16 protein-coding genes are annotated in these 16,235 nt (G+C 40.5%); 15 read left to right on the forward strand and 1 reads right to left on the reverse strand.

Going from position 1 to position 16,235, the window contains the following annotated elements:
• Positions 1–31 precede the first annotated feature (31 nt).
• The 10 genes from EKB01_RS08915 to gap all read left to right on the forward strand — a co-directional run bounded on the left by EKB01_RS08915 (position 32) and on the right by gap (position 11,376).
• Positions 32–655 carry a ribonuclease P gene (locus EKB01_RS08915; protein WP_167266660.1) on the forward strand — a complete coding sequence of 208 codons (624 nt, stop codon included), beginning with the start codon at positions 32–34 and terminating at the stop codon, positions 653–655.
• Between the two features lie 118 nt (positions 656–773).
• Positions 774–2,750 (forward strand): transketolase, encoded by a 1,977-nt coding sequence (gene tkt / locus EKB01_RS08920; RefSeq protein ID WP_167266663.1) that lies wholly within the window; start codon positions 774–776, stop codon positions 2,748–2,750.
• Positions 2,751–2,867: 117 nt separating this feature from the next.
• A complete protein-coding gene (gene yajC, locus EKB01_RS08925) occupies positions 2,868–3,188 on the forward strand; it encodes a preprotein translocase subunit YajC (protein ID WP_001069056.1) in 321 nt (106 codons plus the stop codon).
• Between the two features lie 47 nt (positions 3,189–3,235).
• The gene (locus tag EKB01_RS08930) at positions 3,236–3,679 is read left to right on the forward strand and encodes a low molecular weight protein-tyrosine-phosphatase (RefSeq protein ID WP_109289436.1); all 444 of its coding nucleotides are present in this window, start codon (positions 3,236–3,238) and stop codon (positions 3,677–3,679) included.
• Entirely contained in the window at positions 3,666–4,079 is a 414-nt protein-coding gene (locus tag EKB01_RS08935) for an MORN repeat-containing protein (protein WP_167266664.1), read from the forward strand. Before EKB01_RS08930 ends, EKB01_RS08935 begins: the two co-directional genes overlap by 14 nt.
• A gap of 295 nt (positions 4,080–4,374) precedes the next feature.
• Positions 4,375–7,026 carry a bifunctional acetaldehyde-CoA/alcohol dehydrogenase gene (gene adhE, locus EKB01_RS08940; RefSeq protein WP_167266667.1) on the forward strand — a complete coding sequence of 884 codons (2,652 nt, stop codon included), beginning with the start codon at positions 4,375–4,377 and terminating at the stop codon, positions 7,024–7,026.
• Positions 7,027–7,159: 133 nt separating this feature from the next.
• A complete protein-coding gene (locus EKB01_RS08945) occupies positions 7,160–8,071 on the forward strand; it encodes an XRE family transcriptional regulator (RefSeq protein WP_167266670.1) in 912 nt (303 codons plus the stop codon).
• A gap of 175 nt (positions 8,072–8,246) precedes the next feature.
• Positions 8,247–8,930 carry an ABC transporter ATP-binding protein gene (locus EKB01_RS08950; protein WP_033585165.1) on the forward strand — a complete coding sequence of 228 codons (684 nt, stop codon included), beginning with the start codon at positions 8,247–8,249 and terminating at the stop codon, positions 8,928–8,930.
• Positions 8,899–10,200, forward strand: coding sequence for an ABC transporter permease (locus EKB01_RS08955; RefSeq protein WP_167266673.1), 1,302 nt, complete (start codon positions 8,899–8,901; stop codon positions 10,198–10,200). Before EKB01_RS08950 ends, EKB01_RS08955 begins: the two co-directional genes overlap by 32 nt.
• A gap of 165 nt (positions 10,201–10,365) precedes the next feature.
• Positions 10,366–11,376, forward strand: a complete 1,011-nt coding sequence (gene gap / locus EKB01_RS08960; protein WP_000260673.1) for a type I glyceraldehyde-3-phosphate dehydrogenase — start codon at positions 10,366–10,368, stop codon at positions 11,374–11,376.
• Positions 11,377–11,448: 72 nt separating this feature from the next.
• Here the strand turns inward: gap and EKB01_RS08965 are convergent, their stop codons facing one another.
• Entirely contained in the window at positions 11,449–12,324 is an 876-nt protein-coding gene (locus tag EKB01_RS08965; protein ID WP_333558144.1) for an RluA family pseudouridine synthase, read from the reverse strand.
• An 86-nt stretch (positions 12,325–12,410) separates the two neighbouring features.
• Here EKB01_RS08965 and pbp2a point away from each other — a divergent pair, with 86 nt between their 5' ends.
• The 5 genes from pbp2a (at position 12,411) to EKB01_RS08990 (ending at position 16,179) form a co-directional block, all read left to right on the forward strand.
• Positions 12,411–14,606: a penicillin-binding protein PBP2A gene (gene pbp2a / locus EKB01_RS08970; RefSeq protein WP_167266675.1), complete on the forward strand. Its 2,196-nt coding sequence runs from the start codon at positions 12,411–12,413 to the stop codon at positions 14,604–14,606.
• A 52-nt stretch (positions 14,607–14,658) separates the two neighbouring features.
• Positions 14,659–14,811 (forward strand): 50S ribosomal protein L33, encoded by a 153-nt coding sequence (gene rpmG / locus EKB01_RS08975; protein WP_001809375.1) that lies wholly within the window; start codon positions 14,659–14,661, stop codon positions 14,809–14,811.
• Between the two features lie 9 nt (positions 14,812–14,820).
• A complete protein-coding gene (secE, locus tag EKB01_RS08980) occupies positions 14,821–14,997 on the forward strand; it encodes a preprotein translocase subunit SecE (RefSeq protein ID WP_000505776.1) in 177 nt (58 codons plus the stop codon).
• A gap of 51 nt (positions 14,998–15,048) precedes the next feature.
• Positions 15,049–15,585 carry a transcription termination/antitermination protein NusG gene (gene nusG, locus EKB01_RS08985; RefSeq protein ID WP_000376732.1) on the forward strand — a complete coding sequence of 179 codons (537 nt, stop codon included), beginning with the start codon at positions 15,049–15,051 and terminating at the stop codon, positions 15,583–15,585.
• A 120-nt stretch (positions 15,586–15,705) separates the two neighbouring features.
• On the forward strand, positions 15,706–16,179 hold the full coding sequence (locus EKB01_RS08990; RefSeq protein ID WP_084970845.1) for a transcriptional regulator: 474 nt from the start codon (positions 15,706–15,708) through the stop codon (positions 16,177–16,179).
• The last annotated feature ends 56 nt before the right edge of the window (positions 16,180–16,235 follow it).

Consider the following 16,235-nt stretch of genomic DNA (forward strand, 5'->3'; position numbering starts at 1 on the left):
GATTTTTTGCTAGGAAAGGAAAGATTCAGATATGCTGAAAGCAGTTAGAGAATACCTATCATTTGCAGGGGTCCAGTATCGTAATCCTGATAAAGCTGGTGATGAAAGAGAAAAGATGTTGGATTTGCGGCAAAAAGGTCAAGGGGCTCGGAAGTCTTTTACAGAACTGGCCAAAACCTTTCAAGCTAGTCATCCAGAATGGAAACTGCAACAGACTAGCCAGTGGATGAACCAAGCGCAGCGTTTGCGACCGCATTTCTGGGCCTATCTTCAGAGAGACGGACAAGTGACAGAACCTATGATGGCTCTTCGTTTGTATGGAACACCTGCTGACTTTGGGATTTCTTTAGAGGTCAGTTTCATCGAGCGTAAGAAAGACGAACAGACCTTAGGCAAGCAAGCCAAGGTTTTAGAAATTCCAGTGGTAGAAGGAATTTATTATCTAGTCTACTCAAATGGGGAAAGTCATAAGATGGAGGCTACTGAGGAGAACCGTCGTACTTTACGCGAGAAGGTGAGAAGTCAGAAAGCCCGAAAAGTCTTAGTCAAGTCAGATGTTTCCCTCATTGAAAATCAGTCAGTAGAAGCGATATTGGAGAAGCTAGAAGACGCTTATACTCGCTTGCTTCCGTACTATGAAGTGACGAGGGAATAGACAAATCAAACGGGTTAGATGAACACAAATTGTTTTATTGCTATTCCATGCATTTTTTCATATAATAGTAAAATAGGATGTGTGATTCATTAATCACCTCAAAGAGAAAGGAAATTCTATGTCAAATCTATCTGTTAATGCAATTCGTTTCCTAGGAATTGACGCTATCAACAAAGCCAACTCAGGTCACCCAGGTGTGGTTATGGGAGCGGCTCCGATGGCTTATAGCCTCTTTACAAAACAACTTCGTATCAATCCAGCCCAACCAAACTGGATTAACCGCGACCGCTTTATTCTTTCAGCAGGACACGGATCTATGCTTCTCTATGCCCTTCTTCACCTTTCTGGTTTTGAAGATGTCAGCATGGATGAAATCAAGAGCTTCCGCCAATGGGGTTCCAAAACACCTGGTCACCCAGAATTTGGACATACAGCAGGGATTGATGCTACTACTGGACCTCTAGGTCAAGGGATTTCGACTGCTACTGGTTTTGCCCAAGCAGAACGTTTCCTTGCAGCCAAATATAATCGTGAAGGCTACAATCTCTTTGATCACTATACTTATGTGATCTGTGGAGATGGAGATTTGATGGAAGGTGTCTCAAGTGAGGCGGCTTCATACGCAGGCTTGCAAAAACTTGACAAGTTGGTGGTTCTTTATGATTCAAATGACATCAACTTGGATGGCGAGACAAAAGATTCCTTCACAGAAAGTGTTCGTGATCGTTACAATGCCTACGGTTGGCATACAGCCTTGGTTGAAGATGGAACAGACTTGGAAGCAATCCATGCTGCTATCGAAGCAGCTAAAGCTTCAGGCAAACCATCTTTGATTGAAGTGAAGACTGTGATTGGATATGGTTCTCCAAACAAACAAGGAACCAATGCTGTACACGGTGCTCCTCTTGGTGCAGACGAAACTGCAGCAACTCGTCAAGCCCTCGGTTGGGACTATGAACCATTTGAAATCCCAGCTGAAGTTTATGCTGATTTCAAAGAAAATGTTGCAGATCGTGGCGCATCAGCTTATCAAGCTTGGACAAAATTAGTTGCTGATTATAAAGAAGTTTATCCAGAACTTGCTGCAGAAGTAGAAGCTATCATTGACGGGCGCGACCCAGTTGAAGTAACTCCAGCAGACTTCCCAGCCTTAGAAAACGGCTTCTCTCAAGCAACTCGTAATTCAAGCCAAGATGCCTTGAATGTTGTAGCAGCTAAGTTGCCAACCTTCTTAGGTGGATCAGCTGACCTCGCTCACTCAAACATGACTTATATCAAGACTGATGGACTTCAAGACGATGCTAATCGCTTGAACCGTAACATTCAGTTTGGTGTTCGTGAATTTGCAATGGGAACGATCTTGAACGGAATGGCTCTTCATGGTGGACTTCGTGTATACGGTGGTACTTTCTTCGTCTTCTCTGACTATGTGAAAGCAGCTGTCCGCTTGTCAGCCTTGCAAGGACTTCCTGTGACTTATGTCTTTACCCACGATTCGATTGCAGTTGGTGAAGATGGTCCAACTCACGAACCAGTTGAACACTTAGCAGGTCTTCGTGCCATGCCAAATCTGAATGTTTTCCGCCCAGCAGATGCGCGTGAAACTCAAGCGGCTTGGTACCTTGCAGTGACAAGTGAGAAAACACCAACTGCCCTTGTCTTGACACGTCAAAACTTGACTGTAGAAGAGGGAACAGACTTCGATAAAGTTGCAAAAGGTGCCTATGTTGTCTATGAAAATGCAGTAGATTTTGACACGATCTTGATTGCGACAGGTTCAGAGGTCAATCTAGCTGTCGCAGCTGCCAAAGAATTAGCTAGTCAAGGCGAAAAAGTCCGTGTAGTCAGCATGCCATCTACAGATGTCTTTGATAAACAAGATGCAGCATACAAGGAAGAAATCCTTCCAAATGCAGTTCGCCGTCGTGTTGCAGTCGAAATGGGTGCAACTCAAAACTGGTACAAATATGTTGGTCTAGATGGTGCAGTTCTCGGTATTGATACCTTCGGAGCATCTGCTCCAGCACCAAAAGTATTGGCAGAGTACGGATTTACAGTTGAAAATCTAGTCAAAGTCGTTCAAAACTTGAAATAATCACAAAAATCAGAGTGAAAACTCTGATTTTTTATAACCATAAAAACAAGGCACAATCTTGTAAAAGTAGCTGAAATTTGATATAGTAGTCCTATGTAAAATACAAAGGAGAAAACAATGAATCCAAATATTACTTTTTTAATCATGCTTGTAGGTATGATGGCCTTGATGTTCTTTATGCAACGTTCTCAAAAGAAACAAGCTCAAAAGCGTATGGAAAGCTTAAATAAACTTCAAAAAGGCTATGAAGTTATTACAATTGGCGGCCTTTACGGAACAGTGGATGAAGTAGATACTGAGAAGAGAACAATCGTACTTGATGTAGATGGCGTTTATTTGACTTTTGAATTGGCTGCTATCAAGACAGTGTTGCCACTCAAAGAAGCTGTGACACCAGAAGGAACAGTTGTTGATGAAAGCGGAGCAATCGAAGAATAAAACGGGACCTGTCACTCCCGTTTTTCTATGAAGTAAGAGGAAAAGGGATGAGAAAAATAGTATTTGTGTGCTTAGGAAACATCTGCCGTAGCCCCATGGCAGAGTTTGTGATGAAATCCATGACGAGCGATTACCAAGTCGAGAGCCGTGCAACGTCATCATGGGAACATGGTAATCCGATTCATAAGGGAACGCAGGGGATTTTCCGGCAGTATCAGATTCCTTATGACAAAGACAAAACATCACTCCAGATTTGTAGAGAAGATTTTGAATCGTTTGATTACATTATCGGTATGGATGCTTCAAACGTTTCAGATCTGCGTCAAATGTGTCCTCAGGAATTGCAACATAAGATCTACCCTTTTGCATCTGAAAGTGTTCCAGATCCTTGGTATACAGGAGATTTTGAGGAAACCTATGCTCGCATCACAAGTGGATGTCGAAGCTGGCTAGATCGATTAGAAAATGAGAGTGACAATGGAAAAGCTTAAACAAATCTATGAAAAGTATAGAGTTTACCTAACTCGCCCTAGGCTAGAGTTCATTGCAGTAGTCGTAATTGCACTCTGTGCCCTTTCAGTATTTCTACTAAATACACCTAAAAAGGGTGCCCTGACACTTGATGGCGGTACCCTTGTTTATGATGGCACCTTGGTACGAGGGAAAATGAATGGTCAGGGGACCTTGACCTTTGAAAATGGGGACCAATATACAGGTGATTTCAATAATGGAGCCTTTAATGGAAAAGGAACGTTCCAATCAAAAGATGGCTGGAAATACGAAGGTGATTTTGTAAATGGCCAGGCTGAAGGTCAAGGAAAGTTGACGACAGAGCAAGAAGTTGTCTATGAAGGAACCTTTAAACAAGGCGTTTTCCAACAAAAACAGTAGTCTCCAGATGAGGAGGCTATTTTTAAAAGCGAGAAAGAAAGCGCTTTCTGTGATTAAATTCGGTAAATAACTATCAACTAGAAAAACTTTGTGAAATAAAAAAATATTTTTCATAATTTCACAATCATCCAGATAAAACTCTATTGCACAGGTGGGTTGAGAAAAAATTCACAAACTTAAGAAATTTCTTTGTGAAATGCTTATGAAACTGTTTACAAAGTATAAAAAAAGAGTTATAATGAACTTGTGAAAAAATTAACAAAGGATAACATCCTTAAAGGCTATGGAGGATAATATGGCTGATAAAAAAACAGTAACACCAGAGGAAAAACAACTTGCTGCTGAAAAGCATGTCGACGGTCTCGTGAAAAAAGCTTTGGTTGCGCTTGATGAAATGCGCAAGTTGAACCAAGAGCAAGTTGACTACATCGTAGCAAAAGCGTCTGTTGCAGCACTTGATGCGCACGGTATCCTTGCACAACACGCAGTTGAAGAAACTGGTCGTGGTGTATTTGAAGATAAGGCGACAAAAAATCTATTTGCCTGTGAACACGTAGTGAACAATATGCGTGGAGTTAAAACAGCTGGAGTTATCGAAGATGATCCAATTACAGGTTTGACGAAGATTGCGGAGCCGGTCGGAGTTATTTGTGGTATCACTCCAACAACAAACCCAACTTCAACAGCGATTTTCAAATCATTGATTGCTTTGAAGACACGTAACCCAATTGTTTTCGCCTTCCACCCATCAGCTCAAGAATCTTCTGCTCATGCTGCACAAATCGTTCGTGATGCAGCCATCGCAGCCGGTGCACCTGAAAACTGTGTGCAATGGATTACAGAGCCATCTATGGAAGCAACTGGAGCGCTTATGAACCACGAAGGTGTTGCGACTATCCTCGCAACTGGTGGGAATGCCATGGTTAAAGCTGCATACTCATGTGGAAAACCAGCTCTTGGGGTAGGTGCCGGAAACGTTCCTGCCTATGTCGAAAAATCTGCTGACCTTCGTCAAGCTGCTCATGACATCGTTATGTCTAAATCATTTGATAATGGGATGGTCTGTGCATCAGAACAAGCGGTTATCATTGATAAAGAAGTGTATGACGAATTTGTAGAAGAATTCAAATCATATCACACTTACTTTGTCAACAAGAAAGAAAAAGCGCTTTTGGAAGAATTCTGTTTTGGTGCAAAAGCTAACAGCAAGAACTGCGCTGGTGCAAAATTGAACCCAAATATTGTTGGTAAACCAGCAGCATGGATTGCTGAGCAAGCAGGATTCAAAGTACCAGAAGGTACAAATATCTTGGCTGCTGAATGTGCAGAAGTTGGAATTAAAGAACCATTGACTCGTGAAAAATTATCACCTGTTATTGCAGTTTTGAAAGCTGAAGATACTGAAGATGGACTTAAAAAAGCTCGTCAAATGGTTGAATTTAATGGTCTAGGACACTCAGCTGCTATCCATACAAAAGACGAAGCTCTTGCAAAACGTTTCGGTACGGAAATAAAGGCAATGCGTATTATCTGGAACTCTCCATCTACCTTTGGTGGTATCGGTGATGTATACAACGCCTTCATTCCATCATTAACACTTGGATGTGGTTCATATGGACACAACTCAGTTGGTGATAACGTATCCGCTATCAACCTTCTTAACATCAAGAAAGTAGGAAAACGTAGAAATAATATGCAATGGTTTAAAGTTCCTTCAAAAATCTACTTCGAACGTAACTCAATCCAATACCTTCAAACTTGCGAAGGTATCGAACGTGTCATGATTGTTACCGATAAATCAATTGAAAAACTCGGTTTTGTACAACGTGTGATTGACCAATTGAATCTTCGTAAAAACAAAGTCACGATTCAAGTCTTCTCAGATGTTGAACCAGATCCAGATATCACAACAGTTCGTCGTGGTGTTGAAGTAATGCGTTCGTTTGAACCAGACACTATCATTGCCCTTGGTGGTGGTTCACCAATGGATGCAGCTAAAGGTATGTGGATGTTCTATGAACAGCCAGACGTTGACTTCGGTGACCTCGTTCAAAAATTCATGGATATCCGCAAACGTGCCTTCAAATTCCCATCACTTGGTAAGAAAGCACAATATATCGGTATTCCAACAACATCTGGTACAGGTTCAGAAGTAACACCGTTTGCAGTTATCTCTGACAAGGCAAACAACCGGAAATACCCAATCACTGACTACGCTTTGACACCAACCATTGCAATTGTTGACCCTGCTTTGGTAGAATCTGTTCCAGCATTTATTGCTGCTGACACAGGTATGGATGTCTTGACACACGCAACTGAAGCTTATACTTCTAACTTTGCCAATGACTATACAGATGGTATTGCTCTTCAAACCATCAAGTTAGTCTTCAAATACTTGGAAAAATCTGTAAAAACAGCTGACCCAGAAGCCCGTGAAAAGATGCATAATGCCTCTACAATGGCTGGTATGGCCTTTGCAAATGCCTTCCTTGGAATGAGTCACTCAATGGCGCATAAGATTGGTGCTGTTCACCACACCATTCACGGACGTACAAATGCTATTTTACTTCCTTATGTTATCCGTTATAATGGAACTCGTCCATCTAAAACTACAACATGGCCTAAGTACAATTACTGGAAAGCTGATGAAAAATTCCAAGATATCGCTCGTATGCTAGGTCTTCCTTGCTCAACACCAGAAGAAGCGGTTGAAGCTTATGCCAAAGCAGTTTACGATCTTGGTGAAGCAGTTGGAATCACAATGAACTTCAAAGGCTTTGGAATTGATGAAAAAGCTTGGAAAGACAGCTTGCATGAAATTGCCTTACTTGCTTACGAAGACCAATGTTCACCTGCAAACCCACGCTTGCCAATGGTAGCTGACATGGAAGAAATCATGGCAGATGCTTACTATGGTTATGCAGAACGACCAGGACGTCGCAAATAATTGTTTATCAGCCTAGAGGCAGGAGTGATCCTGTCTCTTTTTTTGTACATTTTCTTGAAAAATGTTATAATAAGCGCATATAGTTATTTGAATATCAAAGTTTTTGTATCGAGCCGAGGGAGAAATGTAAGAGATGAATGATTTAGGGGAAAAGGTAAGACGCCTTAGAGAGGAGAAAGGGCTTAGTCGTCCAGTTTTTTGTGGAGATGAGTCGGAATTATCAGTCCGTCAGTTGGTCCGCATCGAGAAAGGAGAATTTCGTCCTACGATAAAAACACTAGAATATATAGCGAATAGGCTAGATATTCCAACCTATATTCTGATGCCAGACTATAAGGAATTACCCAAGCGTTACCAAGAATTAAAATACTTTCTTCTTCATCATCCTGACTATGGAGACAAAGAGTTGCAGGAACGAAAGGAAGAATATTTTGATGAGATTTTTGAATGTTTTTATGATGATTTGCCACGTGATGAGAAAGTGATAGTGGATTGTCTTCAAGCTATAGATGAGGTGAGGGCGACTAGTAATTCCTTATACGGAAGTAGTGTGATTGAGGGCGGTCTTCAAGACTTACTATCCAGAGATGTATATAAAGCCGAGGACTTTTTGAAATTGAGACTGTATTTCAACTGTCAGTTAATGGATGGTTTAAATGTGGGTGAGATAAAAGAATCTGAGCATGAAACCATTCTTTGTTTTCATGACAAACTAATTTCTCAGGTTGATAAGATAGAGTTCGATTGTTTGGACTTGCTTAGAGATTCCTTGTTAGCTTCTTTAGCTTGTATAGAAATTATGGGGCTGTTTCATTATTTTAAGAGAGCAGTTGAGACCTTAAATAAAATAGGACAGAAAACACGAGATTTTCAAAAACAACCAATTGTCTTGATGGTGGAGTGGAAATATTATATTCAGATGGATTATGAAACAGCCAAACAAAAGTATGAAGAAGCAAAAATGATGGCAAGGATGTTTGGTAATGAGCAGTTAATCGTTAGTTTAGACAATGAATGGGCTGAGGATCTAGAAAGATATCGTTAAAGAGTTTATAGGAGTGACATTTCTGTCATTGGGGGAATGTCGCTTTTTTGTTAAAATGGATTCGAAAAAAGAAGGAATTTTTTTGAATCTGATTCTGTTAGATTAATTTATATTAGCATTGTTTATTTTAGTTTGTATCGGTACACGATATCACAAGTGATTAAAGGAGATTGTAATGTCCATTTTATCCATTAAAAATATTTCAAAATTTTACGCCTTGGATGGGAATAATAAAGAGCAGGCTCTAAGGAATATTAACCTGCAAATTGCTGAAGGGAAAATCACTGCGATTTATGGCCCGTCAGGATGTGGAAAAACCAGTCTATTAAATATTATCAGCGGTTTAGATAGGGAGTACGAGGGAATTTTAGACTTTAAAGGAGAGTCTCTCAAGGAATTGTCAGAGGTTGAATTGACGCAATTTCGCAAAGACAACATTGGGTTTGTCTTTCAAAACTTCAATCTCATCCCCCATCAATCTGTTTTGGATAATGTTAAGTTGCCTCTCTATGTCAAAGATTTATCGGATAAAGAAATGACAAGAATAGCCCAAGAACAACTTCATAATTTAGGGATGGAGCCTTTTATGGCTAAGAATGTTAAACAGCTCTCTGGTGGACAAAAACAACGTGTAGCCATTGCGCGTGCTCTGGTAAACCAACCAGATATGATTGTAGCTGATGAACCAACTGGATCGCTCGATTCTCAATCTCAAGAGATGGTTTTAGAAGTGTTCAAAAATTTGGCCCAAGCTGGGAAAACAGTACTGATTGTTACTCATAACCCAGAGGTTACTGAATATGCAGATGTGATTATCAAAATGAAGGATGGTGAAGTCGTTGAAGAAGTCAAAAAATAAAGGATTGTCCTTTAAAAACAAATTCAAACTTTCTTTAAGTAACTTTTTGGAAAGAAAGTGGCGTAACTTGCTGATTGCAGTAGCGACCTCGATTGGTTTTGTAGGTGTATTGGTTTCGTTTGGGCTAGGAAATGCCTTGATTTCGATGATTGATGAAAATACCAACGGGGGGAAGCTCCCTTCCCAAGTTCAGATTGCGCTGAATTCTAGTGTTGCTGGCAGAGGTTTTTTGAACCAAGATGATAAGAACTATATCGTGGATACGATTGGGAAAGAAAATATTAAATATCTAGAAAGTCCTTTTGGCATGACCATGTCAAAGATTAGCATGGACGGACACGAAGTAGAATTTAGCCAATCTATGCCTTCTTATGCTCAAGTCGTGAGTTTGTATGAAGATACAAGTATTTCTGTTAGTAGCAATGAAAAAGAAAAAGTGTTAGCAGGCACTCTTTATACGGATGTTAACGAGCAGGGATTGACGATTCCGATGAGTTTGCTCAAAAATTGGAATGAACAAACAGGGGAAAATCTGACAGCTAGTGATGTTATTGGCAAGCCAGTTTCAGCAACCATTGTAGAAAATGCTGCTGAAGGTAGCAAGTTGGCAGGTTTTCAAACTCATATTGTGCGTGTCATCAATGACGAAGATGATGCAGAGGATAGCAATAGTTTCATGGCTTCCAACCAGATGGAAACTATTTTAAAAGAAGCTGAATTTACAAAGGCTGTATCCTATTTTATTCTGGAACTTAAAGATCCTTCTCGTACGAAAACAGTAATAGAAGAATTGCAGAAAAATAAGAAGTATACAGTTCTTTCTCAACAGGCCGTTCTTGATATTGTGATTACCTTTATTCGTGTCATTCAGGGATTACTGATTGTGCTTTCTTCACAAGCGATTGTGGTGGCAGCAGTTATGATAGGGATCATTATTTACATCAATATCATGCAACGTTCTAAGGAAATTGGTGTCATGAAGGCGGTTGGCTATCAAAATAGAGATGTGAAAGGAATCTTTATCTACGAAGCTCTTTGGATTGTAGGGATCGCCTTGCTAATAGCCTTTATCATTGCACAAGGGCTAGGAAGCCTAGCGAATATTATTGTCCACCATTTCTATCCGTCTATCTCTAAAGTTTTTGAATTAAATCTTCTCTCCGTTTCAGGAACTCTTATTTTTGCTTTGTTTCTTGGCTATATTTCAGCCTACTTCCCAGCACGTAAGATTAGTAAAATGGATCCAGTGGAATCCTTACGCTATGAGTAGGGAAAGAAGTTTATCAAAAAGAAACTGACAGAGAAAATCGACGCCCATACTTGCAATTAAACTCAAATAGTTATATAATAGGTGTGTTGAAAGGTGATTTGTAGTGATTCAAGTTACTCTTTTCACAATAAAATTTTCATGATTTTCATAAGGAGGAAATCACTAATGGTAGTTAAAGTTGGTATTAACGGTTTCGGACGTATCGGTCGTCTTGCTTTCCGCCGTATCCAAAACGTAGAAGGTGTTGAAGTTACTCGCATCAACGACCTTACAGATCCAGTGATGCTTGCACACTTGTTGAAATACGATACAACTCAAGGTCGTTTCGACGGTACTGTAGAAGTTAAAGAAGGCGGATTTGAAGTTAACGGTAAATTCGTTAAAGTTTCTGCTGAACGTGATCCAGAACAAATCGACTGGGCTAACGACGGTGTAGAAATCGTTCTTGAAGCAACTGGTTTCTTTGCTACTAAAGCAGCTGCTGAAAAACACTTGCACGCTGGTGGTGCTAAGAAAGTTGTTATCACTGCTCCTGGTGGATCAGATGTTAAAACAGTTGTATTTAACACTAACCATGATATTCTTGATGGTACTGAAACAGTTATCTCAGGTGCTTCATGTACTACAAACTGTTTGGCTCCAATGGCTAAAGCTCTTCATGACAACTTCGGTATCGTTGAAGGTTTGATGACTACTATCCACGGTTACACTGGTGACCAAATGGTTCTTGATGGACCACACCGTAAAGGTGACCTTCGCCGTGCTCGTGCTGCTGCAGCTAACATCGTTCCTAACTCAACTGGTGCTGCTAAAGCAATCGGTTTGGTTATCCCTGAATTGAACGGTAAATTGGACGGAGCTGCTCAACGTGTTCCTGTTCCAACAGGTTCTGTAACTGAATTGGTAGCAGTTCTTGATAAGAACGTTACTGTTGATGAAGTAAACGCAGCTATGAAAGCAGCTTCTAACGAATCATACGGTTACACTGAAGATCCAATCGTATCTTCTGATATCGTAGGTATGTCATTCGGTTCATTGTTTGACGCAACTCAAACTAAAGTTCTTGACGTTGACGGTAAACAATTGGTTAAAGTTGTTTCATGGTATGACAACGAAATGTCTTACACTTCACAACTTGTTCGTACTCTTGAATACTTTGCAAAAATCGCTAAATAATTCTTGAGTCGATAAAAAAGCAAGGCTTTCTGGCCTTGCTTTTTTGTATAGATAAAAGAATAGATGATAATGTCATCCATTCTTTTTTAATTCTTTTTCAAAAGTATCCGATAGAACAGTGAAACTCAATTTTTCTAAGGTGAGTGGATGGGTAAAAGAAAGGCGAAAGGCGTGAAGCATAAGCCGGCTTGCTTTTGATTTACTATTATAGAGAGGGTCGCCCAAGATAGGATGCTTGTGATGAGAGAGGTGAACACGAATCTGATGCGTTCGACCGGTCTTTAGCTTGCAACGGACAAGAGCTGTTTTGTTTGGGAATTGCTTTAATCGACTGATATGCGTTTCAGCATATTGCCCATTTTTGGGATCTACTACTCGTTTTCTGCGATCATGTCGATCACGGCCAATTTTATCTTGAAAGATAAGTTCTTTACTCTCTACTCGTCCTTCTACGAGTGCCCAGTACTCGCGAGCGATGTCTTTTTTCTCCAACAAGCGATTGAGGATGGGCAGGATAAAAGGGTTCTTAGCAAAAAGCACTAGCCCGCTGGTTTCCATATCTAGACGATGAACGACATAGCAAGTTTGCCCAACGTAGGCAGAGACATGGTTGAGAAGGGCGATCTCCTTGGGTTGATTCCCATGCGTTTTCATTCCTTCTGGCTTGTTGACGATAATGAGATGTTGGTCTTGATAAACCTCTTGAACGAGGTCTGGATTTCCCAAAAGTATTTCCTTTTTGGGATAATCTTCCTCGTCAAAAGTCAATTGGCAAATATCCCCTGGCTTCACCATCTCGTTCCAGTGAACTTCTTCGTGGTTAATTAAGATGTTCTTCTTGGTTCTCAAAAAATGACGGATTTTTCTAGGGATGAGGAGTTGTTCCTCTAGAAATTGTTTGACCGTCATTTGAGGCAGGGATTCGGGTAATGTAAATGTGAATTGCATACAGATATTGTAACAAAAAAAGTCCTATTTGGATAGGGAGTAGCTAAATTCTTGAGTTCCCATGGTGAAGATGATAAAATAAACGCATGAAATTAGATAAATTATTTGAGAAGTTTCTTTCTCTCTTTAAAAAAGAAACGAATGAATCGGCGGAGTCTGATTCTACTAGCATGCGTCGTTCTCGGAGCGATAGAAAAAAAATGTCACAAGTAGGGCCAATTCGGAAATTTTGGCGTCGTTATCATCTGACAAAAATCGTCATCATTTTAGGGTTAAGCGCTGGCTTGCTTGTGGGAACCTACCTATTTGCGATAGCCAAGTCTACCAATGTCAATGATTTGCAAAATGCCTTGAAAACGCGAACTCTGATTTTTGACCGCGAAGAAAAAGAGGCGGGGGCCCTGTCCGGTCAAAAGGGGACCTATGTTGAACTGACAGACATCAGTAAAGACTTGCAAAATGCTGTCGTCGCGACAGAGGACCGTTCCTTTTATAAAAATGATGGGATTAACTACGGTCGTTTCTTTCTAGCCATCCTTACAGCGGGTCGTTCTGGAGGGGGGTCCACCATCACTCAACAGTTGGCAAAAAATGCCTATCTGTCTCAGGATCAAACCGTTGAACGGAAGGCCAAGGAGTTTTTCCTTGCCTTAGAGTTGACCAAGAAATACAGTAAGGAGCAAATCCTTACTATGTACCTCAATAACGCCTATTTTGGAAATGGGGTGTGGGGTGTTGAAGATGCAAGTAAGAAATATTTCGGTGTATCGGCTTCACAACTAACGCTTGATCAGGCGGCAACTCTAGCAGGGATGCTCAAGGGGCCAGAATTGTATAATCCATTAAATTCTGTTGAAACTTCAACCAACCGTAGGGATACTGTTTTGCAAAATATGGTTGCAGCGGGTTATATTGATAAAAATCAAGAGACCGAAGCAGCTGGAGCAGATATGGCTTCTCAACTGCAAGATAAGTATGAAGGGAAGATTTCGGATTATCGTTACCCGTCTTATTTTGATGCAGTTGTCAACGAAGCCGTTTCCAAGTACAATCTCACAGAAGAGGAAATTGTCAACAACGGCTATCGAATCTATACAGAACTTGACCAAAACTACCAAGCCAACATGCAGGTTGTTTACGAAAATACCTCACTATTTCCAAAGGCAGAAGACGGAACACATGCTGAATCAGGTAGTGTTGCTTTAGAGCCTAAAACAGGTGGGGTGCGTAGCGTTGTTGGTAGCGTAGCTGGCGATGACAAACCAGGCTTCCGCAATTTCAACTATGCCACTCAGTCTAAGCGTAGCCCAGGTTCAACTATCAAACCTTTAGTGGTTTATACGCCTGCGGTAGAAGCAGGATGGGCCTTAAACAAGCAATTGGATAATCATACGATGCAGTATGATAGTTATCAAGTGGACAATTATGCAGGGATTAAGACTTCTCCTGAAGTACCTATGTATCAGGCTTTGGCTGAATCACTCAATTTACCGGCAGTTGCGACTGTAAATGCATTAGGTATTGACAAAGCTTTTGACGCTGGGGAGAGATTTGGCCTGAATATGGAAAATGTTGATCGAGTTCTTGGAGTCGCTCTCGGTGGAGGCGTAGAGACGAATCCTCTCCAGATGGCGCAAGCCTATGCAACCTTTGCTAATGAAGGTTTGATGCCTGAAGCGCATTTTATCACTCGTATTGAAAATGCCAGTGGTCAGGTCATCAAGAGCCATAAAAACTCCCAAAAACGAGTGATTGATAAGTCTGTAGCTGATAAAATGACCAGTATGATGCTAGGAACATTTACCAATGGTACAGGAATTAGTTCGTCGCCAACAGATTATGTTATGGCTGGAAAGACGGGTACTACTGAGGCTGCTTTTAATTCAGTATATACTAGTGACCAGTGGGTGATTGGTTATACTCCAGATGTGGTAATTACCCACTGGCTCGGCTTCCCGACGACGGATGAGAACCATTATCTAGCAGGTTCGACCTCAAATGGAGCAGCCCATGTCTTTAGAAGTATGGCTAATACCATTTTGCCATACACTCCAGGTAGCACTTTTACAGTTGAGAATGCTTATAAACAAAATGGTATTGAACCAGAAAATACGAAAAAGCAAGTTGTTGAAAATGAGACAAACCAGTCTGAGGACCCGATAGGAGATATTCGTAGTCGTGCACAAAATCTTGTAGATGAAGCAGGACGTGCGATTTCAGAAGCTAAAATAAAAGAAAAAGCCCAGACAATATGGGACTCAATCTTTAATCTATTTCGTTAAGAGGCTTGTCAAAGCCTAGGTTTCTTGTTATAATAGATAAGATGGAGGCGTTATGGCACTAAAAAAAGCAAGCCTAGCTTGTGCAGTTTGTGGTTCAAGGAATTACTCAATCAAAATTAGTGGGAACCCCAAGCCAACACGACTAGAAGTAAATAAATTTTGTAAACATTGTGGGAAATATACGACACATAGAGAAACGAGATAGGAGAGAACGATGGGCTTCATTAAGGATATTTTTAAACTTCTTAAAGAAACAACGTGGCCAACTCGCAAGGAAAGCTGGAGAGATTTTCGCTCTATTATGGAATACACAGCCTTCTTTGTGGTCATCATTTACATTTTTGACCAGTTGATTGTTTCAGGTTTGATTCGATTTATTAACATTTTTTAGAAGAAAGGCAGAGAGCTTCTGCTAATTTCTTCTATTATGAAAGGAAATATCATGGATAGTTTTGACAAAGGATGGTTTGTTCTACAAACTTATTCTGGCTATGAAAATAAGGTAAAAGAAAATCTATTGCAACGTGCGCAAACGTATAACATGTTGGATAATATTCTACGCGTTGAGATTCCAACACAAACCGTGCAAGTTGAGAAAAATGGAAAGAAAAAGGAAGTTGAAGAGAATCGCTTTCCAGGTTATGTCCTTGTAGAAATGGTCATGACAGATGAAGCATGGTTCGTCGTTCGAAACACACCGAACGTAACAGGATTCGTCGGCTCACACGGGAACAGATCAAAACCAACTCCACTATTGGAACAAGAAATCCGTGATATCTTGGTTTCAATGGGACAAACTGTTCAAGAGTTCGATATTGACGTTGAAGTTGGACAGACAGTCCGCATTATTGATGGCGCTTTTGCAGACTACACAGGGAAAATTACTGAAATTGATAACAACAAAGTGAAGATGATTATCTCTATGTTTGGTAATGATACGATTGCAGAAGTGAATCTCAACCAAATTGCAGAATTATAACCCCAGAGAGGCTTAACCTCTCTTTTTATGTGCCGTTGAGGGAGGAAGAAGTATAGAATAGAGGAAGTAGACCCATGGGTTCGTGCATTTTGCTAAACTAAATGCAGAAAGGAGAGGTCTATGAATCTGAAAGAACTATACGAAGAAACGAAGGGAATCGTCCATAAGTGTCGCAAAGATTATCATTTGCATCTGTGGGAGAAAGAGGACTGGGATCAGGAAGGCATGTTATGCCTGTATGAGCTGGTGAGCCGTAATCCAGAGTTATTAGAGGGCGAGCGCCATCGACTTTATGTCTGCTTTAAAACAAAATTTAGAAATCGTATTCTAGATTACATCCGTAAACAGGAAAGCCACAAGCGACGTTTTGACAAAGAACCCTATGAAGAGGTGAGTGAGATTAGTCATCGCCTAGGAGAAAAAGGACTCAGGCTAGACGATTATTATCTCTTTCACGAACTTCTAAAGAATTACAAATCAAAGCAGAGTATGGAAAAACAAGAGTTAATAGACCGTCTCATGGGAGGAGAAGTCTTTAGAGGACGTAAAGCTCTCCTGAGAGAACTTTCCCTTATCTTTTCAGAATTTCGGTAAAGAGGAAAAAAGATCTTGACAAAGTAGGAAAAGTAGGTATAATAGAAAGAGTTGAA

The organism is Streptococcus sp. CCUG 71758 (assembly GCF_011714815.1).
Lineage (GTDB): Bacteria > Bacillota > Bacilli > Lactobacillales > Streptococcaceae > Streptococcus > Streptococcus halitosis.